Origin of the sequence: Flavobacterium sp. GSA192 (genome assembly GCF_006386525.1) — a bacterium.
GTDB classification, from domain to species: domain Bacteria; phylum Bacteroidota; class Bacteroidia; order Flavobacteriales; family Flavobacteriaceae; genus Flavobacterium; species Flavobacterium commune.
In genome coordinates this window covers 907,981-931,133 of record NZ_VAHC01000001.1, presented here as the reverse complement: position 1 = coordinate 931,133, position 23,153 = coordinate 907,981, and the positions used below count along the sequence as shown (strand labels likewise).

The 23,153-nt window shown below is 33.5% G+C and carries 25 protein-coding genes and 1 tRNA gene; 16 read left to right on the top strand and 10 right to left on the bottom strand.

Annotation, left to right across the window (positions count from 1 at the left end):
* Nucleotides 1–48 precede the first annotated feature (48 nt).
* The 8 genes from FDM27_RS16180 to FDM27_RS03875 all read left to right on the top strand — a co-directional run bounded on the left by FDM27_RS16180 (nt 49) and on the right by FDM27_RS03875 (nt 8,371).
* Nucleotides 49–738, top strand: coding sequence for a hypothetical protein (locus FDM27_RS16180; RefSeq protein WP_255510463.1), 690 nt, complete (start codon nt 49–51; stop codon nt 736–738).
* 274 nt (nt 739–1,012) lie between these two features.
* Entirely contained in the window at nt 1,013–1,228 is a 216-nt protein-coding gene (locus FDM27_RS16175) for a hypothetical protein (protein WP_255510462.1), read from the top strand.
* 401 nt (nt 1,229–1,629) lie between these two features.
* On the top strand, nt 1,630–1,863 hold the full coding sequence (locus FDM27_RS16170; RefSeq protein WP_255510461.1) for a hypothetical protein: 234 nt from the start codon (nt 1,630–1,632) through the stop codon (nt 1,861–1,863).
* 114 nt (nt 1,864–1,977) lie between these two features.
* The gene (locus FDM27_RS03895) at nt 1,978–2,262 is read left to right on the top strand and encodes a hypothetical protein (RefSeq protein WP_255510460.1); all 285 of its coding nucleotides are present in this window, start codon (nt 1,978–1,980) and stop codon (nt 2,260–2,262) included.
* Between the two features lie 146 nt (nt 2,263–2,408).
* A complete protein-coding gene (locus FDM27_RS03890) occupies nt 2,409–2,912 on the top strand; it encodes a hypothetical protein (RefSeq protein WP_071185427.1) in 504 nt (167 codons plus the stop codon).
* A 431-nt stretch (nt 2,913–3,343) separates the two neighbouring features.
* Nucleotides 3,344–3,859: a hypothetical protein gene (locus FDM27_RS03885; RefSeq protein WP_071185426.1), complete on the top strand. Its 516-nt coding sequence runs from the start codon at nt 3,344–3,346 to the stop codon at nt 3,857–3,859.
* A gap of 136 nt (nt 3,860–3,995) precedes the next feature.
* Entirely contained in the window at nt 3,996–6,533 is a 2,538-nt protein-coding gene (locus FDM27_RS03880) for a PIG-L family deacetylase (protein ID WP_140485245.1), read from the top strand.
* 122 nt (nt 6,534–6,655) lie between these two features.
* A complete protein-coding gene (locus tag FDM27_RS03875; protein ID WP_071185424.1) occupies nt 6,656–8,371 on the top strand; it encodes a sodium:solute symporter in 1,716 nt (571 codons plus the stop codon).
* A 290-nt stretch (nt 8,372–8,661) separates the two neighbouring features.
* Here the strand turns inward: FDM27_RS03875 and FDM27_RS03870 are convergent, their stop codons facing one another.
* The 5 genes from FDM27_RS03870 to FDM27_RS03850 all read right to left on the bottom strand — a co-directional run bounded on the left by FDM27_RS03870 (nt 8,662) and on the right by FDM27_RS03850 (nt 12,331).
* Nucleotides 8,662–9,504, bottom strand: a complete 843-nt coding sequence (locus FDM27_RS03870; RefSeq protein WP_140485244.1) for a DUF2911 domain-containing protein — start codon at nt 9,502–9,504, stop codon at nt 8,662–8,664.
* 53 nt (nt 9,505–9,557) lie between these two features.
* Nucleotides 9,558–10,232 (bottom strand): HAD family hydrolase, encoded by a 675-nt coding sequence (locus FDM27_RS03865; protein WP_140485243.1) that lies wholly within the window; start codon nt 10,230–10,232, stop codon nt 9,558–9,560.
* 79 nt (nt 10,233–10,311) lie between these two features.
* Nucleotides 10,312–11,055 (bottom strand): ThiF family adenylyltransferase, encoded by a 744-nt coding sequence (locus FDM27_RS03860; protein ID WP_140485242.1) that lies wholly within the window; start codon nt 11,053–11,055, stop codon nt 10,312–10,314.
* Between the two features lie 26 nt (nt 11,056–11,081).
* Entirely contained in the window at nt 11,082–11,729 is a 648-nt protein-coding gene (locus tag FDM27_RS03855) for a TatD family hydrolase (RefSeq protein ID WP_140485241.1), read from the bottom strand.
* Nucleotides 11,729–12,331: a DUF1684 domain-containing protein gene (locus tag FDM27_RS03850; protein WP_140485240.1), complete on the bottom strand. Its 603-nt coding sequence runs from the start codon at nt 12,329–12,331 to the stop codon at nt 11,729–11,731. The genes FDM27_RS03855 and FDM27_RS03850 overlap by 1 nt, the downstream gene beginning before the upstream one ends.
* 169 nt (nt 12,332–12,500) lie before the next feature.
* Between FDM27_RS03850 and FDM27_RS03845 the strand changes: the two genes are divergently transcribed.
* From FDM27_RS03845 to FDM27_RS03835, 3 genes are all read left to right on the top strand, one after another.
* A complete protein-coding gene (locus tag FDM27_RS03845; RefSeq protein WP_140485239.1) occupies nt 12,501–12,860 on the top strand; it encodes a BlaI/MecI/CopY family transcriptional regulator in 360 nt (119 codons plus the stop codon).
* Nucleotides 12,861–12,862: 2 nt separating this feature from the next.
* Complete coding sequence (locus FDM27_RS03840; protein ID WP_140485238.1) at nt 12,863–14,632, top strand: M56 family metallopeptidase; 1,770 nt, start codon at nt 12,863–12,865, stop codon at nt 14,630–14,632.
* Nucleotides 14,633–14,695: 63 nt separating this feature from the next.
* On the top strand, nt 14,696–14,836 hold the full coding sequence (locus tag FDM27_RS03835; RefSeq protein WP_140485237.1) for an SsrA-binding protein: 141 nt from the start codon (nt 14,696–14,698) through the stop codon (nt 14,834–14,836).
* Here the strand turns inward: FDM27_RS03835 and FDM27_RS03830 are convergent.
* Nucleotides 14,833–15,345, bottom strand: a complete 513-nt coding sequence (locus FDM27_RS03830; RefSeq protein WP_140485236.1) for an adenine phosphoribosyltransferase — start codon at nt 15,343–15,345, stop codon at nt 14,833–14,835. The two genes, FDM27_RS03835 and FDM27_RS03830, sit on opposite strands and share 4 nt — an antisense overlap.
* 93 nt (nt 15,346–15,438) lie before the next feature.
* On the opposite strand from FDM27_RS03830, the gene FDM27_RS03825 reads away from it, so the two are divergent.
* A tRNA-Arg gene (locus tag FDM27_RS03825) sits at nt 15,439–15,512 on the top strand.
* Nucleotides 15,513–15,661: 149 nt separating this feature from the next.
* Nucleotides 15,662–16,384, top strand: coding sequence for a hypothetical protein (locus FDM27_RS03820; RefSeq protein WP_140485235.1), 723 nt, complete (start codon nt 15,662–15,664; stop codon nt 16,382–16,384).
* A 71-nt stretch (nt 16,385–16,455) separates the two neighbouring features.
* Here the strand turns inward: FDM27_RS03820 and FDM27_RS03815 are convergent, their stop codons facing one another.
* The gene (locus tag FDM27_RS03815) at nt 16,456–17,121 is read right to left on the bottom strand and encodes a DUF3826 domain-containing protein (RefSeq protein WP_181161624.1); all 666 of its coding nucleotides are present in this window, start codon (nt 17,119–17,121) and stop codon (nt 16,456–16,458) included.
* 185 nt (nt 17,122–17,306) lie between these two features.
* Between FDM27_RS03815 and FDM27_RS03810 the strand changes: the two genes are divergently transcribed.
* A complete protein-coding gene (locus tag FDM27_RS03810) occupies nt 17,307–17,807 on the top strand; it encodes a tetratricopeptide repeat protein (RefSeq protein WP_071185411.1) in 501 nt (166 codons plus the stop codon).
* A gap of 80 nt (nt 17,808–17,887) precedes the next feature.
* On the opposite strand, the gene FDM27_RS03805 is transcribed toward FDM27_RS03810, so the two are convergent.
* Nucleotides 17,888–18,412, bottom strand: a complete 525-nt coding sequence (locus FDM27_RS03805; protein WP_140485234.1) for a DUF4252 domain-containing protein — start codon at nt 18,410–18,412, stop codon at nt 17,888–17,890.
* A 203-nt stretch (nt 18,413–18,615) separates the two neighbouring features.
* On the opposite strand from FDM27_RS03805, the gene FDM27_RS03800 reads away from it, so the two are divergent.
* Complete coding sequence (locus FDM27_RS03800) at nt 18,616–20,055, top strand: S41 family peptidase (protein ID WP_140485233.1); 1,440 nt, start codon at nt 18,616–18,618, stop codon at nt 20,053–20,055.
* 72 nt (nt 20,056–20,127) lie between these two features.
* Here the strand turns inward: FDM27_RS03800 and FDM27_RS03795 are convergent, their stop codons facing one another.
* Nucleotides 20,128–21,171 carry an RluA family pseudouridine synthase gene (locus FDM27_RS03795; protein ID WP_071185409.1) on the bottom strand — a complete coding sequence of 348 codons (1,044 nt, stop codon included), beginning with the start codon at nt 21,169–21,171 and terminating at the stop codon, nt 20,128–20,130.
* Nucleotides 21,161–21,790, bottom strand: coding sequence for a PASTA domain-containing protein (locus FDM27_RS03790; RefSeq protein WP_071185408.1), 630 nt, complete (start codon nt 21,788–21,790; stop codon nt 21,161–21,163). The genes FDM27_RS03795 and FDM27_RS03790 overlap by 11 nt, the downstream gene beginning before the upstream one ends.
* Before the next feature lie 216 nt (nt 21,791–22,006).
* Between FDM27_RS03790 and FDM27_RS03785 the strand changes: the two genes are divergently transcribed.
* Nucleotides 22,007–22,981 carry a D-alanine--D-alanine ligase gene (locus FDM27_RS03785; RefSeq protein ID WP_140485232.1) on the top strand — a complete coding sequence of 325 codons (975 nt, stop codon included), beginning with the start codon at nt 22,007–22,009 and terminating at the stop codon, nt 22,979–22,981.
* The last annotated feature ends 172 nt before the right edge of the window (nt 22,982–23,153 follow it).

Here is a 23,153-nt window from a genome sequence, read left to right as displayed (position 1 = left end):
TAACTTTATAGGAAAGGTAATTTATAAAACCTTTTAAACAATCCTATCATGCTATTTAATCATAAAATAACTGTTTATGTTATAATTTTCCTTTGTCACCAATTTTTATTTTCGCAAGACAAACTAATACCAAAAGACAGTAGTACTGTACTTAGTGGCATTGTAACTCCACCGAAAAACAAAACGGCTAAATTTTTTCATCGCTTAGTATTCAAGCCTGCAAAGTCTCAAAAGATCAAAAAAAAGATTATTGTTCCAAAGCATTTAAAAGTAGAGGGCAAAATCATTCGAAATATTATTATTACTACACTTGATCCATTTGGATATTCAGATAGTGATATTGACAAAATACCGAAAAACTGGTCCGAGAGAACAGGAAACCGGGCGCATCTGAAATCAAAAAAAATAGCGATAAAAAACTTATTGCTTTTTTCAAAAAACAAGCGTTACAGCTTACTTGAAATAAAAGAATCCGAACGTATTTTAAGAGCTCAAAACTTTATAAACAGGGTAACTATTACCGAGAAATTAGCAGCTCCAAAATCAGATTCTGTAGATGTTTTTGTTCGCGTTCTGGACTCCTGGAGTTCAATACCTAAATTCAATATTTCAAATTCAAAAACAGGATTGGGACTCAAAGAACGTAATTTTTTCGGATTGGGACATCAATTAGATTATTACTACTCCAATCGAAAAAGTGATGGAAAAGAGGCCAATAATATTAGTTATCTGACCTAATATCAAAAATTCATTCATTAGAACCGAAGTAAAATATAATGTCGATTTTGATCGTTATTATTCTAAAGGCATTACTATCGAACGTCCTTTTTATTCTCCATTATCTAAATGGGCAGCCGGAATTGCACTTAATCAAAATTACCTAAAAGACAGTATTCAGGATGTAGAGGAAAACTATATCTCCCAAAATTTCAAATACAACAATCATATTTTTTGGGCTGGAAGAGCTTTTCGTATTATCAAAGCAGACACCATTACAGAACGTACAACCAATTTGATTATTGCCGCCTGTTTTTCAAACTTAAATTATCTAATTGAACCTTCAGAAACATTAGATCCAACAGATTTTTATGACTCTGAAAAATTACTTTTAACGGGAATAGGAATCAACACCAGACAATTTATTGAAGACCGTTACATTTTTAAAAACGGACAAACGGAAGACGTACCTGTAGGACGAATATACGGAATAACGGGTGGTTATCGGTAAAAAATTCAAAATGGAGTCCTTATTTAGGAGCTCAGATATCTTTTGGCAATTACCATTCATGGGGATTTTTAAGTACCAATTTTGAGGTAGGCAGTTTTTTTAAACAAGCTAAAAAGGAACAGAGTGCCATCAGTTTTCAAGCTAATTATTTCACTAATATCATCGAAATTGGAAATTGGAAATTCAGACAATTTATCAAACCTCAAATAATCATTGGTATCAATAGAGAAAAAAGCTTAGGCGATTTACTAACTATAAACGAAAATAATGGTATTCAAGGATTTAACAGTCCTGTTTACGGTACTCAAAAACTAATATTTACTTTACAAACTCAATCTTACTCCCCAAAGTCAATTTGGGGATTTCGTTTCAATCCCTATTTTAATTATTCCATCGCAGTATTGGGCAATAAGAACAATCCAATTCACACTAACAAAACCTATTCAAAAATTGGGATAGGAGCCATTATTAACAATGATTATTTAGTATTTAGTGCCTTTCAATTATCTATAGCTTATTATCCTAATATTCCGTTTCAGGGAGATAATATTTTCAAAACAAATGCGTTTGAAACTACTGATTTTGGATTTCAAAATTTTGAATTGGCAAAACCAAAAACAATATCTTTCAAATAAAAGAAAAGAAAACCTTATTAATTGATTACCAATTAATTAATCAGTATCTTTATAGAAAGAAATATCAATTTTAATCTAATTTTTTTAAATATGAAAAAACTAAACTTTTATTTGATGGTAATGATACTGTCAATATGCGTACTACCTACCGGCACCTATGCAACAGAAAAAAACGCTTCTGATACGCCAAAAGAAATTCCCGCAGAAGTTAGAACGATGCTCAATCGATTAAATGAAATCAAAGAAATGGATAAGTCAAACTTATCTTCTTCTGAAAAAAAAGAATTAAGAACAGAAGTTAAAACCATTAAAAACAATTTAAAAGCATCCGGTCATGGTGTTTATTTATCTGTTGGTGCTATAATTATTATCATTCTGCTATTAATCCTATTGCTTTAATAATCAACAAAATACAAGCTTAAAACAGCTCATTCCAAAAGGATGAGCTGTTTTGTTAAACTCAAATTTAAACATTCAATAGCTTTTTTGGCACAATAATTGGCTTTTGGAATCTAAAGAATTGAATAACCCTAAAAAATAGAATTATGAAAACTTTAAAATTAATCGCAGCAGGAATTATATTATTAGTAACGAGTGCCACACAGGCTCAGGTTTCAGTCAATGTAAACATTGGAGCTCCGCCAGCTTGGGGACCTGCAGGATATTCGAATGTAAATTTCTATTATATTCCGGACATTCAGGCTTATTATGACATTCGTCTTTCGCAATTTATTTATTTTGGAAACGGAAGATGGATTCGTTCAAGACAGCTTCCTGTACACTACCGAAATTATGACTTGTATCGAGGTTACAAAGTAGTCTTAACGGATTATCACGGAAAAAAACCTTATATTCATTATAAAGCTCACAAAGCAAAATATTATAAAGGATATAAAGGTAAACCACAAAAAAATATAGGGAAGCACTACGATTACAAACACGACAACAAACGTGATTTTAATTATAGCAAAGGAAACCACCCTAACAAAAATAATTCCGGGAACAACAAACAGAATCAGGGTGGAGGTCACGGAAATAATAAACGTTAAATTTTAACTCCTCAAATACTAAAGAAACGCTAACTGCGTTTCTTTTTTTTAAGCTATTTTAAAAAGTTAAAATTATGTTAACAAAAACAATATTGGCACGCAAATTGAATTAAATACTAAAAAAAACTATTCTATAAAAAGAAAGAAAAAAATTGACAAAACATTTCGATACTGATATAATAAAGTGAAAGGAAAAAATCCGAAAAGACTTTAATTGCATACTAAAAAACAAAATATATTAGTTTTTTAGGAAATATTAATCGTAGAAAAAAGTTTTATAGCAACGAATGTTTTGGAATACTTTTTTTCAATCTAAGATTTAAAAAGTTAAAACTAAGTTAACAAAATATTTTTGGCACAGTAATTGAAATACAACTAACATAAGTAGAAAATAAATCACAAACCCCAAGTAACTTTAAAATATAGAAATCATGAGAACTTTAAAATTAATCGCAACAGGAATCATTTTATTTGCAGCAAGTACTTCACAAGCACAAGTTTCAATTAATGTAAACATAGGAGCACCGGCAGTAGTTGTTAGACCAGCCTGGGTACCTCAAAACCATGTAAATGTAGATTTTTATTACATCCCTGAAATTGAAGCTTACTACGATGTAAATGCCTCTTTGTATGTTTATTTAAACAATGGAAATTGGGTTCGCACCAGATACGTTCCGGTACAATACAGAGGCTGTGATTTGAATCGTGCCCATCGAATTGCCTTAAGAGGTTACCACGGAAATCGTCCTTATGCTTATTTCAACAATCACAATGTTAGATATCATGATAATAGAAATTATCACCCTAGATATGTAGAAGGTCGCCGTTATAATGACAACCGCTATGCCGATAACTATAAATCAAAAAATCGATACGATCGATACGATAGAGATGACAGAGACGACAGACGCGATAGAGGAAATCACTACGGACACAGAAACCGTTAATCAAATCATACAAAAAATTAAAGGCGAATTTCAAATTGGAATTCGCCTTTCTGTTTGTTAAGCATTGGACAAAGCCCCCGATAATGATTTTATTCCAAAAAAATAATTACTACATTTGAGCTTATTGAGAAAAATTATGCAAAAAACACTAGAAAATAGATTTTTAATTATTCTGCTATCCTTATTATTCTTTCAATTTACATCAGCTCAAAAACCACAAAAATGGAATGCAGTTGAAATTTACAACCAAATCCAAAAACTGAATTTTCTAGGGAGCGTTCTCTACATTGCAGCACATCCCGATGACGAAAACACCCGATTAATTTCTTATCTATCGAATGATAAAAAAGCAAGAACTGCTTATTTATCATTAACCCGCGGCGATGGAGGACAAAATTTAATAGGACCTGAATTAAGAGAATTATTAGGTGTAATTCGCACTCAGGAATTGATTGAAGCCCGAAAAATTGATGGTGGAGAACAATTTTTTTCCCGTGCCAATGATTTTGGTTTTTCTAAAAACTCGAATGAGACTTTCGAAATTTGGGATCGTGAAAAAGTTTTGGCCGATGTGGTTTGGACAATTCGAAAATTCCAACCCGATGTTATCATCAATCGTTTTGACCATCGCACCTCAGGAACGACCCACGGCCATCATACCGCTTCGGCAATTTTAAGTGTTGAAAGTTTTAAACTAGCCAATAACCCAAAACGTTTCCCAGAGCAGCTAAAATGGTTTAGTACCTGGCAACCCAAACGTTTATTCTTTAATCCTTCCATTTGGTTTTACGGAAATCAGGAAAAATTTGACCAGGCTGATAAATCCAAATTTATTAGTATGGAAACCGGTGTTTATTATGCCGAAACAGGAAAATCCAATCAGGAAATTGCAGCTTTAAGCAGAAGCAGCCATAAATCTCAGGGTTTTGGAAGTACAGGCAGTCGTGGTCAAGATACCGAATATTTGGAACTAATTAACGGCGAAAAATTAAACAATAAATCGAATATTTTTGACGGCATTGACACGAGCTGGAATCGCGTAAAAGGCGGAAAAGCAATTGGAGAATTACTTAACCAAATTGAATCGAAATTCGATTTTTCTAATCCTTCGGCATCACTTCCTGATTTAATTAAAACCTACCAAATGATAGCTTCTTTAGACGAAAATCATTGGAAATCCATAAAATTAGAAGAACTAAAAAATATTATTGCCGGCTGTAGTGGTTTGTATCTGGAAGCCGTTTCCAACGTACAACAAGCCACTCCCGGAAGTACTGTCAAATTAAAACTGGAAGCCATTAACCGAAGTGCTATCCCAATGGAATTAAGTGGCATCAGTCTTTTTCCTAATCAAAAAAACATTATTTTAAATACAAAATTAAGCACCAATATTGCCGAAAAAACTACTATTGATTTAGAATTAGACGAAAATTTAGAATACAGCCAACCTTATTGGCTCAAAAACAAAGGAACAACCGGAATGTATGAGGTTACTGAGCAACAAAACATTGGAATTCCGGATATTATAAGAGAGGTTAAAATTCAATTTAACATTAAAATAAATGATATTATCATTCCATTTGAGCGTGATGTTGTCTATAAATACAATGACAAAGTAAAAGGAGAAATGTATAATTATCTCGACATTATACCTGATGCCAGCACTAAAATACTAGATCAGGTTTCTTTTTTTAACGACGGAAAAACTAAAAAAATGGCCGTTCAGGTTAAGGCCGGAAAAGACAATATCGAAGGAAATGTACAACTGGAATTAGCTGATAACTGGCAGGTAACCCCAGCTACAATTGCTTTCAGTCTGGAAAAAAAAGAGATGGAAAAAACATTGTATTTTGATGTTACTCCACCGGAAAATCCTTCGGAAGTAATAGCAAAAAGCAGTGTAACCATCAACAATAAAAAGCTGGAAAAAGAGCAAATTATCATCAATTACGATCATATTTCCAAACAGCAGGTTTTATTGCCGGCTGAAGCCAAATTTAAAAAACTCGATTTAAAAACCACCAATGAAAGAATTGGCTACATCATGGGTGCCGGTGATGAAGTTCCTGAATGCTTAAGCCAAATGGGATATAGTGTTAGCTTACTAAGTCCTGAAGAAATTAATTCCCGAAGCTTAACCAATTTTGATGTTATCATAACTGGAATTCGCGCTTATAATACTTTATCAGGATTAAAAATCAGACAACATCTATTGTTGGAATTTGTAAAAAAAGGAAAAACATTAATTGTACAATACAATACTCCCGATTCGAATATCCCTCATAACATTGCACCTTATCCACTAACAATATCCCAAGACCGGGTTACCGATGAAAATGCCACAGTGGAATTCCTTGCTCCAAACCATCCGATTTTGAATTATCCTAATCAAATTACACAAAAAGATTTTAAAGGCTGGACACAGGAACAGGGGTTGTATTATCCAAATGAATTCGACGCAGCCTTCACCCCTATTCTATCATCACATGACAAAGGAGAAACGCCTAAAAAAGGAGCTTTATTAGTGGCTACTTACGGAAAAGGACAATATATCTATACCGGTTTAAGTTTGTTTAGAGAATTGCCAATGGGAGTTTCCGGAGCGTATCGATTACTGGCTAATATGATTGCGTTAAAAACACCTGAATCAGAAATTTTTAACCTCAAAGAATAAAAACACATAAAATGGAACAACCAAAAGAGAAAAACTGGAAAACAAATTATACCTGGGTACTCGTTGCCAATGTAATATACATCTTGTTCTTTTATTCAATAATGAAATTATACTCTTAAACTATGCAATTATTTGACTGGATTGTATTAATTATCACCCTGCTCTTCATTGTATTTTATGGAGCCTGGAAAACCAAAGGAAGTAAAAACGTAGAAGACTTTATTCTGGGGAGTAACGAAACACCCTGGTACACCGTAGGTCTTTCGGTAATGGCTACTCAGGCCAGTGCTATTACTTTTTTATCCACACCGGGACAGGCTTACCATGACGGAATGGGTTTTGTGCAATTTTATTTTGGTTTACCCATAGCCATGATTGTCATTTGTTTGACATTTATTCCCATTTATCATAAATTCAAAGTTTTTACTGCTTATGAGTACCTAGAAAAACGATTTGACTTAAAAACCCGTTCCTTAGCAGCTATTCTTTTTTTGTTCCAAAGAGGACTCGGAACAGGATTAACCATCTATGCACCAGCCATTATTTTATCGGCATTACTGGGTTGGAATCTTAGTTATATGAATATTGTTATTGGTATTCTGGTTATCATTTACACCTTTTCAGGAGGAACTAAGGCGGTAAACGTAACCCAAAAACAACAGATGTTTGTAATTATGTCGGGGATGTTCATTACTTTTTTTCTAATACTTCATTTCCTTCCTAACGACATGACTTTTAGCAATGCCCTTCATATTGCCGGAGCTAATGACAAAATGGATATTGTTGATTTTTCTACCGATCCTGAAGAAAAATACACACTTTGGAGCGGAATAACAGGTGGTTTTTTTCTGGCTTTGGCTTATTTTGGAACCGATCAATCGCAAGTAGGACGGTATTTATCCGGAAAATCGGTTCGAGAAAGCCAGATGGGATTAATCATGAATGGTTTTTTAAAAGTACCTATGCAGTTTTTTATATTGCTGACCGGGGTTATGGTTTTTGTATTTTTCCAATTCAATCCTGTTCCTTTAAATTTCAATCCAAATAATAAAGCTGCAATTGAAAAATCCAAATACAAAGACGAATACCATGCTTTAGAAAAGCAATTAGAAGTTCTTTCAGAAGATAAAAAAGTTATCAATCTGCTGTATATCGACCAATTGAATCAGGATTATGACAATCCGATTCTTAGAAAAGAATTAGTAGCTATTTCGACCAAAGAAAAAGACCTTAGAGATCATGCCAAAGAAATTATTCTAAAAGCCGACAAAGGTAGTGAAACCAACGATAAAGATTATGTTTTCTTCCATTTCATTCTTCATTATTTGCCCAAAGGTTTAATTGGATTATTACTTGCGGTAATTATCTCGGCCGCCATGTCATCCACAGCTTCCGGACTTACCGCCTTAGCATCTACAACGGCTATAGATATTTACAAAAGAAATTTAAAAGAACCCAAAACCGAAAAACATTATTTGAATGCTACTAAATTTTTCACCTTATTTTGGGGAATCATAGCGATACTTTTTGCCTGTGTAGGAACACTGTTTGAAAATTTAATCCAATTAGTAAATATTGTAGGTTCTATATTTTACGGAACCGTATTAGGGATTTTCTTAGTGGGTTTTTACATCAAATTTGTAAAGGCAAAAGCTATTTTTTACAGTGCTTTATTTAGTCAGTTAACCATTTTTATTATCTACTATTTTGCTATTTACATCTATCCAAGTGGCGAAGAAAAACTGGGGTATTTGTGGCTGAATTTTATTGGAGCCATGATGACGATTGTTCTTTCTTCTTTGTTACAAGCCACAATTTTTAAGCATAGAAAAGTCTAATCCAAAAAAAATCCCATTCGTACAATTTTGCTCGAATGGGATTTTTTCTTTAATGACTATCCTATTATTATATCAATTATTGAGAATGCATACAAATCTGTCTGCCGACAGGCAGGTGAAACTGATTTTAACTGATTTTTTTTTGCAGATTGTAATTTACAAAAAGCTTAAAAAATCTGTTTTAATCTGTTTAATCAGTCCCGATCGATAGCTATCGGGATTGTGGCCTCTTTTTCATTTGGTCCGCTTAGTGGACAGCCATTTTTTCTTTTATTAAAGAGCTGAAATAATTACCTACTCCATTCGTCTATACTGGCTTTGTTCATTTCAACATATTCTTTATTTCCGGCAGCCTCTGAAGCCGAAATAGACCATTTTGCCGTTTCTATAGCACCTTTTTTATCTCCTTGCTTCGCCTGAATTAACGATTTTAATCTCAAATAATAAAAAGGAACCGATTTAGACAATTCAACGGCTTTATCAATATAAGTTCTTCCTTTTTCAATATCACCATTAGACTGATAATAATATTGAGCAGCAGTATAAAATTCTTCCGGTGTAGGACCGGCTAATGTTTTTTCGATACTGGCAATCGCTTTTTTTTGCGTAGGCACTTCAAACTTTAAAGAAACAAATGAATTCTCCCAGGCAATATCCAAAGTAGCCGAATTAGCATCTAAATTTCCAATTGCCAATGTAAATGTTTCAACCGGTTTAATCAAGGCTTCTTCGTTAACAGTAGTTTTCAAAGCCACTTTTGCTTCATCAAATTCCTTAGGTGTACCCCAATTATTGGTTTCGGTATAAAATAATACGTCCCAACTTTGGATATTAGGAATCGTATATAAAGCATATTTACCTTTCTTTAAAGTCTTACCGTTAATCACTACATCATCACTAAAAGATATTGTTGAATTATCATTAGCTCCAGTTCGCCATAATTTACCCAAAGGAACTAAATTTCCTAAAACCGATCTTCCTCTGGCCGAAGGACGTGAATATACAATCTCTACATCAGTTAAACCCACTACTTGTTTTACAACCGATTTTGGGCTTGTTTCAGGGATTTTCACCTGAGCTTCAACAACATAATGAGAAATAATAAGGAATAAAACAACCAATAATCTTTTCATAATTTTGTATTTTTCTTTAATTTCAAATTTACAACTTCCTCTAAAACAAGATGTTAATAATTACATAATTTAGAATCCATTTCTTTAACTCTGGCATAATCCAACTCATCAAAGTGGTTAACAACATAATCCGCCAATGATAAATCCTGATTTTTAGAATGCAAACTATTGTAACCTATACACAAAATCCCTGCCGCTTTTCCTGCAATAATTCCATTAGTACTGTCTTCAATTATAATACAATTCTCTTTTGGAGCTATGGACAAGCTCGCAGCGTGCTCAAAAATAGCCGGATGTGGTTTTGATTTTGGAAAATCTTCTCCACTTACCTTATATGTAAAATATTGATGCAAATCAAAACGATTAAAAATACGCTCGATAGTAACTTTTGAAGCAGAAGAAGCTAAGATTAACTGCACCCCATTTTGATGTAAATCCTCAATTAAATTGCGAACTCCAGCTAATAATTCCAAATCTTTTTTAGTATCAAAAGCATCATTAAAAATACTTCTTTTTCTTTGAATCAAATCTTCAACTTCGTTTTCAAGTTTGAAAATATCTTTTAACTTTTGGAAAATATTTCGAGTAGAATTTCCCGTAAAAGAAGTGTATAATTCTTCACTTACTTCAATGTTTAATTCGGCAAATTGTTTGTAATATGCATAACGGTGTACCGGTTCAGTATCCACAATTACACCATCCATGTCAAAAATTACTGTTTGTATCATCTTTTTTAGTTTGTTGTTTTTAGTTTATTGTTTTTAGTTTATTGTTTTTAGTTTATTGTTTTTAGTTTTTTTCTACACCCTAATTCCAGCTTACCGCTTCCAACCTCTCACTTTTAAGAATATAACGAATTACGGTTTCGGCTGCATGCAAACCAAATAAACACGGCATATAACTGTTCGTCCCGTAAAAAGATTTTTTAAAGTTAGTTCCATCCGTTCTTTTCACACTGCCTTCGTCTGGTTTTTCGACAGAAAATACCGCTTTTACTCCACGGCTCACTCCCATTTTCTTAAGACGTTTTCGAACCACTTTGGCTAACGGACAAACATCGGTTTTACTAATATCTTTTACAACCACTTTACCAGCTTGCATCTTTCCACCGGCTCCCATGTTTGAAATAATTTTCACTCCTTTTTTCTTAGCACCTACAATCAGGTTCAATTTTGGAGTAATACTGTCAATACAATCTAAAACGTAATCAAAATCGGGAGTTACAATTTCGAAAGCACGTTCCGGAGACAAAAATTCCTGTACGCAGGTCAATTGCAATTCAGGATTAATATCCATCAATCGATCCCCAACAATGGTAATTTTAGGTTCTCCTACAGTTGAATGTAATGCTGGCAATTGTCTGTTAATATTGGTAATATCCACCACATCACCATCAACAATAGTCATTTTGCCCACTCCTGCTCTTGCTAAAAATTCAGCCGCAAAAGAGCCCACACCACCTAATCCTACCACAAGAACGTGTGCATTTTGTAATTTTTCTAATCCTTCTTTTCTAAATAATAATTCCGCTCTTTCTGTCCATTCAGCCATAATAAAGTATTCGTTAATTTGGTAATTTATTTATTAAAAACGGTATTGAAATTATTCGAAATAATTTGCTGCAATCCCGTTACAGTTATTTTTTTATATTTTGCTGCCAAGGCATACACTTCTTCGATAGTGTAATCCGAAGTATCGGTTTCCAGAAAAACCCGATTCTCAGGAATACTGTTAAAAACCGATTCCAATTCGGGATTCATCAGTAAATATTTTCCAAAGGAAAGATAAAATCCGTTATTCAATAATTGGGTAGCCAACTGTTGATTTTTAGAAAAACCATGAATTACAATGGGAACGGTTATTTGTAATTGATTCTTGATTTCTACCAATTCCTGAAAAGCAGCCACACAATGAATCACCACCGGTTTCTTATATTTTTCGGCCAAAAGCAGTTGTTTTTCAAAAACGGCTTTTTGTAAATCCATCGAAATTTCGATGCGTTTGTCCAATCCGCATTCGCCCAGCGCGAGACAATTTTGCAAAGGCAATTTACTTTCAATAATCGCTAAATCACTGTGAATTCTGGCTTCAACAATATGCCAGGGATGAATTCCTATCGAATAATTAGTAATCGAATCATCAAATTCCCAAGGATATTGATTGACTAATTCCAGGATAGCTTCCTGATTTTTAAACTGATGTGTATGTAGATTGAAATACTGCATTAATCATGAAATTTCTTTACACCCGCACGAATAGCTACTTTTAAATCGTTTTCTAAAGGTACTTTTGGACAAGAATAATGATAATTATAAGCACAATACGGATTGTATGAAGTATTAAAATCAATGGCGATGGTATTGCCTTTTGGGATTTTTAAATCAATGTATTTCCCGCCTATGTAACTTTCTTTTCCAGATGTTTTATCAAAAAAAGGTAAAAACAAATCGTCCTTGTATTCTGGATTTCTAGCCGAAACCACATCCTGATAAAGATTTAGTTTGCATTTTTGCCCGTCGATTTCAAAATGTACTTCACCATATTTCACATAAACAGGCGTTCTGTTTGTAGTGGTTTTCATTTGGAATGGCTTCTCTTTTGAAGTTCTCACAAAATGAGCGTTAACAAAAAACTTTTTATTGACAGGATAGAAATCTAAACCTTTAAATCCCCTTAAATCTTCAACTTCCAACGGACTCGTTTTCGGGTCAGTATATTCTTTATTCAGTTCTTGTTGGTACTTTTTGGCAGCAGCCGCATCAAATTTTTTCTGGCTAAAGCCAAAACTACATTGAACTAAAAAAACAAATAACAGAATATACCTCATCTTCAAAATTTTAAGCAAAAATAGTTTAAAACTTAGAAAGGCACAAAGTCTTAAGCAGATAATATTTATCAGTAAAACCGTTTAAAAACTAAAATTTTAGTTAAATAACTAAAAAAATAGTTTTAAAACTAAAAATATAGTTGTAATATTGATTTAAAATTAAACAACCATGGAAAAGTTAACCAATAAAGAAGAAGAAATCATGCAAATTTTATGGAAGCTCGAAAAAGCTTTTGTAAAAGAAGTAATGGCTGAAATTACAGATGAAAAGCCACATTATAACACCCTTTCCACCATTATCAGGAATCTGGAAGAAAAAGGATATGTTTCTTATAATGCTTTTGGAAAAACACATCAATATTTTCCAATTGTAAAAATGGAAGACTACCGAAAAAAGTTCATGAACACTGCCATTGAAACCTATTTTAATAATTCCTATAAAAATATGGTTAGCTTTTTTGCAAAAGAAGAGAAAATATCTGCCGAAGAATTACGTGAAATTTTAGCTATGATCGAAAAAAAGGAATAGTTATGGAAAATCTCTTTATTTACCTCATCAAAACCAGCGGCTTAATTGGTGTTTTTTATCTGGCTTATACCTTACTTTTAAGAAAAGAAACTTTCTTTTCAGGAAATCGTTGGTTTTTACTATTGGGATTAATTACATCAGCAATTCTGCCTTTATTTTTTATCACAAAAACAATCTGGGTAGAACCAACGCCAACCAACATAGACTGGTCGCAAATTCCAGTGACAACTTCAGTAACTATTCCCGAACCGGAAACCATCGACTGGTATGCAATTGCAGCTTATGTTTATTTGACAGGGATAGGCATTTTATTCCTAAAACTACTTTTTGATTTTAAAAGTTTATTCGACTTATTAAAAGGAAAAACAATTCAACTGCAAGGAAACTTCAAGCTGGTCGATATTACCGAAAACATTGCTCCTTTCTCCTATTTTAATTACATCGTGTACAATTCGACCTTATACAGCGCTACCGAATTGGAAAACATTTTAGAACACGAGAAAGTCCACAGTTCACAAAAGCACAGCCTTGACGTATTATTTTCAAGATTGTTTTGTGTCATTTTTTGGTTCAACCCACTGATTTGGCTGTATAAAAAAGTAATTGCTCAAAATCTGGAATTCATTGCCGACAGCGAAGCCGCTAAAAAAATAACCGATAAAAAAGCCTATCAATTTACCTTACTAAAAATAACCACTCAGGAAAATTGTGTTGCTATTACCAATCATTTTTACCAATCCTTAATCAAAAAACGAATTATTATGTTAAACCAAAACCAATCTAAAAAATGGAATTCCTGGAAGTACATTAGCGTATTTCCTGCACTTGTTGCCTTTGTGTTTTTATTTCAAATTGAAGTTGTTGCACAGGAAAGGCCTATTAAAAATGAAGTAAAAGAAACTAAAAAAGATTCAACTGAATTAAAATCTTTTAAAATTGAAAAAGATTTATCTAATTTATCAAAAGACAAAGACATTTACATCAATGGAGAAAAATCAACTCAGGAAGAGTTAGACAAATTAAACCCTAATGATATTGAAAAAATTGATGTTGCCAAAATAAAAGGTAAAGAAGCTATTTTAGTTACTCCAAAACACTTAATAAAACCTGTTAAAATCACAGATAAAGATATTTACATTGATGGTGTAAAATCGACCAATGATGATTTTAACCAATTAGATCAAAGCACTGTTGACAAAGTTGATGTTAATACTTTTGAAAATACAATCAGAATAACAACCAAAAAAGTAAATAAAAATGATAATCAAAATAATGACCCAAATAAAGAAACTGAAAAAATCAATGAAAATCCCAACAAGAAAATAATTAAATCTTATCTTAAAGAATTTTATATTGATGAAAAAAAATCGACTGCTACAGAATACAGTAAACTAGATATAAATAATATTGAAAAAGTAGAAACAGATCCTTTTGAAAATAAAGTGATAATCACTACAAAAAAATCCAACACGAGAAATTCTAATCAAATTTTAAAAAAAGATATAAAAACAAATTTAAAAAACGTTAGCAAAGCGATAGATTCTATAGAATCTCGTAAACTTTTTAAAAATGCTTTGGTTATAATTGATGGAAAAAAAACTGATTATGAAAGTTTACTAAAAATAAAAGATAAGAATATCAAATTTACACATGCTGTTATTTTTGAAAGATCCACAGATGAATCCAAAAAAATTGCTTTAGCAACATACGGAGAAAAAGCCCGTAATGGAGTTCTAGTTGTTGAAACCTCTCCCCTTGAAAAAGAAAAATAATTAAACAAAAAAAGACGGTTTCAATCAAAACCGTCTTTTTTGTATCTTTAAATAAAAAAACTGATGTTTAAAATCTTAGCCAAAATCAACAAACTCCTTTTGCCTAGTTTTACTAAGCAAGGGCTTGATTTGGCTAAAGCCAAAAAATGGCAGCTGGCAATAATTGGCTATCGCTATTATGTTACAACCAGAGCCGTTGACTAATAAGCTACCGCAGCAAAAATATCATAACTGTTTAATTTTTCCCTTCCGTTTAGGAAAGTCAGCTCCATCAGGAAATTCAACTGTACAATTTCGCCTCCCAGTTTTTCAACCAATTCGCAAACCGCCTTAGCCGTTCCTCCTGTAGCCAGCACATCATCGTGAATCAATACTTTATCTCCTTTTTGAATGGCATCTTTATGGATTTCTAAAGTATCCGTTCCGTATTCCAAATCGTAAGAAGCCGAAATGGTTTCATACGGCAATTTATTTGGCTTTCTAACGGGTACAAAACCTGCATTTAATTCCTGTGCCAATAACATTCCAAACAAAAAACCTCTGCTTTCAGCTCCCACAACCTTATTTATTTTTTGTCCTTTCAAGGATTCCGCCAAAATTTTAAGACATTCCTTAGTCGCATCAGCATCATTTAACAGTGGAGTTATATCTTTAAACAAAATTCCTTCTTTTGGAAAACCCTGAATATCACGGATGTAATTTTCTAACTTCATTTTTTTTAGTATTTATTGAAATTTATGCTTGCAAGTTACACATTTATCCCTATATTTGCACCCGCAATCACGCTTACAAAGCGACTGCAAAATGGCCTCGTGGCGCAACTGAATAGCGCATCTGATTACGGCTCAGAAGGTTACTGGTTTGAATCCAGTCGAGGTCACAAATAAAATCCTTAAACATACTGTAATTCAGTATTTTAAGGATTTTTTTTTGTTTTATGCTTTTTTTTATTTATAATTAATCTAAATTAATTTAAAAATAAATTTTACATTTGCACTTCTTTGTTAACAACATATAAAATCCTGAATTATGAAATCAAACTTATTCAAAACCGTTTTAGTTACCCTTTTGTTAATTTCAGCACCTGCTGTATTTGCTCACGCCTTATGGATTGAAACTAAAACTACCGGTACTAAAGGAAAACCACAGGAAATCTCGGTTTATTTTGGCGAATTTTCAGAAAACGACATCACAAAAGCCGACAAATGGTTCTCGGATTTAAAAGATTTTACACTGACGGTAATCAGTCCGTCTAAAAAAGAAATTAAATTACAATCGACCGCACTGGAAAACAAATACCAGGCTTTCTTTACCCCTGATGAAGATGGCGTTTACACTGTAGTGATGCAGCATACTGTAAAAGACGTATATGGGACGATGGTACTGGATTACAATTCGAGTGCTAACATCGTAGTCGGAAATAAATTAAATGGTAATTCCGGCACTAACAACACAAACAAAATAGGTGTATTTAGCGAAAACACTACTTCACTAGCAAAAAACACAAAAATTACTGCTGTTGCTCTTTATAACAATGCTATTGCAAAACAACAAAAAGTAAAAGTAATTGCTCCAAATGGCTGGGAAAAAGAATTATGGACAAATGAAAACGGTGAAATTTCGTTTACCCCAATTTGGTCAGGAAATTATATGATTGAATTTTCTCAAACAGAAAAAAAATCCGGAGAACACCACGGTAAGAAATATGACGAAATATGGAAAATGGCAACTTACCAACTGGTTGTAAACTAACCCAAAGTTAATTTTACACAAAAAGGTCTTTAACGCAAATAAGCATTAAAGACCTTTTTTATTTATTATTGTTATTTACTATTGCTTTTAGCCGCTTTTTCAGCCTTAATTTTTTTGGTATAATCGGCATACATTTGACGCCAGTTACGGCCGTTATTGTTTAAATACTGCTCGGCTTGTGTTTTATAAATTTCAAAAATTGCCGAAATCTGCTTCATGCTTTTAAAATCTACAGCCTGTTCACGTGCTTTTTCTAATAATTTTTGAATCTCGGCAGTTTCAGCAGCCGTCATTTGAGGAACAATAGCCTGATAACCTTTCATAGTAAAAGCCACTTTTCCAATGGTGTATTTATCCAAAACCAAAGCTACCTGGTCTTCGCTCAAATCTTTTCTTAAACCGGACATCAAATCCTGATGAATGGTTGATGGCATAGCCGAATCGGCAATAATTTGACGATGCAATTCCGAAAGCGGTTTTCCGTCTAAAGGATTGATTCCGGCCGGAACTGTAGAAGCTGGATGACTATTGTGCCAGTCTTTTATCAGTGAAAGATGTGTTGCAACCACTTGTACTAATCGGTCTTCTTTTGCATCATCCTTCAACGCTAAAGTACTAATCCACTCTTTGGCTTTTTTAACTTCTTCATCCGCTGCCTGAACCGATTGCGCTTTTGCCAAGGTACCCAAAGTCATCAACCCGATAAGCAGTAGTACTTTAATCTTTTTTACTTTCATTTGTAACTATTTTTTAGTTTTAATTAGGAATATAAAATTATGTGTTAAAAACACAATTGCATTAATTATCAAAAAACAAGCCAAAAAGGTTTTTTAAAAATTTATTGGAATAAATTCGGTCATTTGTATCAAAACAATTTTCAATTGCTTATTTTTAACCATCCCTTAAACAAAAAACCTACTCTATGAAAAAACTACTTTTATTTTCTTTTCTTACTCTATCAACCCTAGGCTGGAGCCAAACTGCCGAAAACTATTTTGATCAGGCAATGAAAAAATCAAATGCCGGAAATACCCAAGGTGCAATAGCCGATTATAACAAAGCCATCAAAATGAAACCTGATTTTGTGGTGGCTTATTTAAACCGCGGCATGGAAAAAATAAAACTCAACGATCTTCAGGGAGCATTAACTGATGTGAATAAAACAATAGAAATGCACGATGACAACACCTATGCTTACACAACCAGAGCCAATATTTATTACAAATTAAAAGACTACAAGGCAGCTTTGAACGACTGTAATGTGGCTATCAAATTCAATTCGGGAGATTATATCACTTACAATTTAAGAGGACTTACCTACATTCATCTGGAAGACAAAAAGAGTGCCTGCGCCGATTTTATCAAAGCCCAACAACTGGGAAGCCAGAGCGCAACTAAAAATCTAAAGATGTTTTGCAAATAAAACTCAAAACACAATAGTCTTATAAACTAAAAAAGCGATTTCAAAATTTGAAATCGCTTTTTTGTTATTCAATCAAAAAATTATTTTTGGGTTAATTTCTTAAGTTCAGTTCCGCCGGGAATTTGCATTTTATCCGTTAAAATAGCAATATCACTCAAACTAAAAACTCCGGTTAACGACATTAAAACAGAACGATTAATTCCGTTAGCATCGTCTTCAATAAACATTAAGAACTCTCTTAATTGATTAGTTCCTGTGCGTTTCACATCTATTGTAACTTGTTTTCCATTCTCGTTTACTTTTTTTAATTCTTCCAAATCAGCCGATTTAATGTAACTATCGGCAACTTCTTTCATTTTTCGGGCAGCCAGAGTATTAGTGGTCGAAAAGACTTTTAAATTTTCTAAATTCTGAATTAATTTCAAATATTGCTGTGTTTCCTTGTCCGAAGGATCTACTTTTACCTTACTCATCAATTCAAACATTTTTTTGTTTACTATTACCGAAACAATTTCTTCTTGCCCATCAAACTGATCAAAAACAGCTTGTCCGTAAAAAAAATTCGAAGCAAAGGCAACTACCAATGTAATCAGTACTTTTTTCATTTTCATATCTTTATATTAAAATTATGTTCTTGTTTACAACTACACTTACCATTTCTATGCCAAAAAAAAATGAACCACTTTTGCATTGGTTACAATCATAGAAAATTCAATTTTAGGTAAAAACAGTTGTATTTATTCTAAAAAAACGATTTATAAAATTAAAGATAGTATTTTTACGTCAATAGCCCTAATAGTTAACAAATATGAAAAGCCTATTCAACTATTTACTGCTGATATTCATCCCTCTTTTGCTATTACAAAGCTGTCAAGATCAGGATGATGCCCTGGCAATACCGACTGATCTTGATATTCCTAAATTTATTTGGAGAGGAATGAACCAAATGTATTTATGGCAGGCCGAAGTACCTGATTTAGCTAACAAACGATTTTCTTCGAATGCTGAATATGATTTTTTTTTAAGAAGTTATGCCACTCCGGAAGAACTATTTCAAAATTTACTATTCAAACCTCCCATTCCCGATGATGAATCGGCTGAAGTTGTGGATCAATACAGCTGGATAGTTAGTGATTACCTTACACTGGAACAACAACTGGGCGGAACCTCAAAAAACAATGGAGTAGATTTTGGCTTAAGTACTTTTAATAATAGCGACCAGATTATTGGTTATGTTCGTTATATCATTCCAAATTCGGATGCTGCTGCAAAAGATATCCAGCGGGGCGAGATATTTTATGCTGTCAACGGAATTAGTTTAACCCTGTCCAACTACCGAAGTTTGTTATTTAGTTCAAACGAAAATTATACTTTAAATTTTGCTAATCTCACTTATGACAGCAATAATAATCCTGTGATTACTCCTAATGGAAAATCTCTGGCGTTAACAAAAACAATCCTTGCCGAAAATCCTATTTTTATTAAAAAAGTCATTCCTAGCGGTGCCCATAAAATTGGCTACCTTATGTATAATGGTTTTTTTCCAAGTTATGATTCGAAGTTAAGTGAGGCTTTTGGTTACTTCAAATCAGAGGGAATTACTGATTTACTCGTTGATTTAAGGTACAATAGCGGAGGTTCTGTCCTTAGTGCAGCACGATTAGCCAGCATGATTACCGGACAATTTAGAGGACAGGTTTTTAGTGAATTAGCTTACAATAAAAAAAAATCATACCTCAACAGAAAATACAATTTCACCAGTACTATCAACGGGACAAGCATCAACAGCCTGAATCTTAACCGAGTTTATGTTTTAACAACAAAAAATACCGCTTCGGCAAGTGAACTCATCATTAACGGACTCGATCCTTATATTAATGTTGTACAAATAGGCGATGCAACTTATGGAAAAAATGTAGCTTCGGTTACACTTTATGATTCTCCGAATATGACAAAAGCCAATGCAAATCCTTCCCACCGCTATGCCATGCAATTAATAGTAGCGCAATCTGTAAATTCAGTAGGTTTTGGTGATTATTTAGATGGCTTAGTTCCTGATTACAAATTAACCGAAAGAATTAGAACCTTAGGGGTACTTGGAGACCCCAGCGAACCACTATTAAGCACTGCAATAGGGAAAATAACAGGAACGGCACGATTTATACCGGCAGAAAAACCAAGCGATAATTTTAAATATATCAATGATTCTAAAACTTTAAGAGGACAAAATCAAATGTATATGGAATAAACAAAAAGTCCCTTCTCGTTACAAAAACAAGATGGGACTTTTTTTTTCAAAGCTAGATTAAATCAGCTCTCATTATTCATTTTCTTCAATATGGTGCGATTTAGAATAATTTCGCCATTTTTCGATACAATCCTTAAAATCATCCGGAAGTTCGGTATCAAAACGCATCATTTTACCCGTATTAGGATGCACAAATCCAAGCGTTTTAGCATGTAAAGCCTGTCTTGGCAAAGCCTTAAAACAGTTTTCTATAAACTGCTTGTACTTAGTAAAAGTAGTTCCTTTCAAAATCAAATGACCACCGTAACGCTCATCATTAAACAACGGATGACCTATGTGTTTCATGTGAGCTCTAATTTGATGTGTTCTTCCGGTTTCTAAAATACAGGAAACCAAAGTTACATAACCAAAACGCTCCAAAACCTTATAATGTGTAATAGCAGGTTTTCCAATTTCAGGGTCGGCAAAAACAGCCATTTGCATGCGGTCTTTTAGGTGTCTTGCTAAATTCCCTTCGATGGTTCCGCTATCATCAGCTACATTTCCCCATACCAGAGCCACATACTCTCTTTCGGTAGTTTTAGCTTCAAATTGTTTAGCCAGATGTGTCATCGCAGCTTCGGTTTTAGCAATTACTAACAAGCCCGAAGTATCCTTATCAATTCGATGTACCAGTCCAGGACGTTCGCTGCTGTTCATTGGTAAATTCTCAAAATGAAACGCCAAAGCATTCACTAAGGTTCCGGTGTAATTTCCATGTCCCGGATGCACCACTAATCCCGGTTCTTTATTTACCAATAATAAAGCATCATCTTCATAAACAATATTCAACGGAATATTCTCCGGAAGCACATGATTTTCAAACGGTGGATGCGATAACATTACCGTTACTATATCAAAAGGTTTTACTTTATAATTAGATTTTACCGTAGCATTATTTACAAAAATATTACCATCGGTAGCGGCATTTTGTATTTTATTTCGGGTGGCATTAGGGATTAAACCCATTAAATATTTATCAATTCGCAATAATGCCTGCCCTTTGGGAACTTCAAATTTATAATGCTCAAATAATTCCTCTTCCTCTAATTCAATCGACTCAATATTATTGTTCATTTGGCAATTCTTCTGTTGGTTCAGCAACTACAGTACTATCTGTTTCACTGGTAATATCTTCTTCGTAACTCGCTTTTCCGTCTCCTAAAACCAAGTCAATTTTAGATGACTTCAACACTCTGTCACCTGGTTTTATATTTCTTCCTTTGTAACGCATTTCAAGAACCATATCTTTTCCAAGGTTAGGAATATAAGTAATTGTACCTTCTTCCAATCCTAATGCTCTTAATGTTGGCAGGGCCTCACGATAGGTCTTTTCGATTAAATTAGGAACTTTAACCGATGAAAAACCCGAACTATTAATCTTAATATATACTTTTCTACCCTCTTTTACCTTAGCACCCGGAATTGGATCCTGCTGAACAACACTGTATTTTGGATAATCACCTCTGTAATCTACACTATCAAGTAATACATAATCCAAATCCAATTCGTCCAATTTCTCTTCCACCTGTTCTTCGGTCAATTTTCTCAAATCAGGTACTGTGATTTCATTTCCATGATCGGTGGTAAAAGTCAACCAGTGCATAAAAAGATAACCCAAAACGGCAATGATTAAAGCAGCAAGAAAAACCTGTGTAAAAAACACACGACTAGTAAGGTATTTACGTAAACTCATAAATTTAATTTTTTCAAAGGTCACAAAGATAAAGCTATTTCGTTTCAAAAAAAATGATAATTTTGTTTAATCTAGCTTCTGTTCTGGCATATTTTATTTCAGGAGCTTTTACCCGCTATTCGTTACAATCTTTTTATCCCTAAAAAATCGGGATAAAAAGGATTTTCACTTCTATCGGGGCTAAAAAACATTTTTTACAATACATAACGAGATTACATGAAAAACATTGCCATCATCATGGGCGGCTATTCCAGTGAGTACAAAATTTCACTTATTAGCGGTAACGTAGTTTACAAATTCTTAGACAAATCAAAATACAATGCGTTTCGCATCCATATTTTCAAAGAAAAATGGGTTTATGTTGACGATGCTGATGTTGAATTCCCAATTGACAAAAATGACTTTTCGGTAACGGTAAACGAAAACAAAATTAGCTTTGACTGTGTTTTCAACGCAATACACGGAACTCCGGGCGAAGATGGTTTAATGCAGGCTTATTTTGAACTATTAGGTATTCCGCAAACCTCTTGCGATTATTACCAATCGGCATTGACATTCAATAAAAGAGACTTACTTTCGGTATTAAAACCATACGGAATTAAAACTGCCATTTCTTATTACCTAAACAAAGGCGATGTTATCAATACTACCGAAATCATCAACAAAGTAGGATTGCCTTGTTTTGTAAAACCCAATAAAGCGGGATCCAGTTTCGGAATTTCGAAAGTAAAAACCGAAGTCGAATTGCCTACAGCCATCGAAACCGCTTACAAAGAAGACAACGAAATTATCATTGAAAGTTTCCTTGACGGAACCGAAGTTTCAGTAGGTGTTATCAATTACAAAGGTGAAATCATTGTGTTGCCAATTACCGAAATCGTTTCTGAAAATGATTTCTTTGATTACGAAGCCAAATACCAAGGAAAATCACAGGAAATTACCCCGGCGAGACTTTCTGACGAAATGACCCAAAAAGTCGGTGCTATTGCTAAACGTGCTTACGAGGTTCTAAAAATGAAAGGATTCTCACGTTCTGAATTTATCATTGTTAACAACGAACCGCACATGCTCGAAATGAATACAATTCCGGGATTAACCACCGAAAGTTTAATTCCACAACAAGCTGCTGCAGCCGGAATTTCACTAGAAGACTTGTTTACTAATGCGATTGAGTTGGCTTTGGCCAATTAAAAACATACATAATTATTTTTGCCACAGCTTTAAAAGATTAGCACAGATTAATCTTTTAAAGCTGTGGCTTTATTTTTTAACACCTCAATATGTCATTGCGAGCGATAACGTAGCAATCTCATCCAGTAACTCGACAAAGTATTCAAGCTTTTTACTCATCTTTGTGGACACA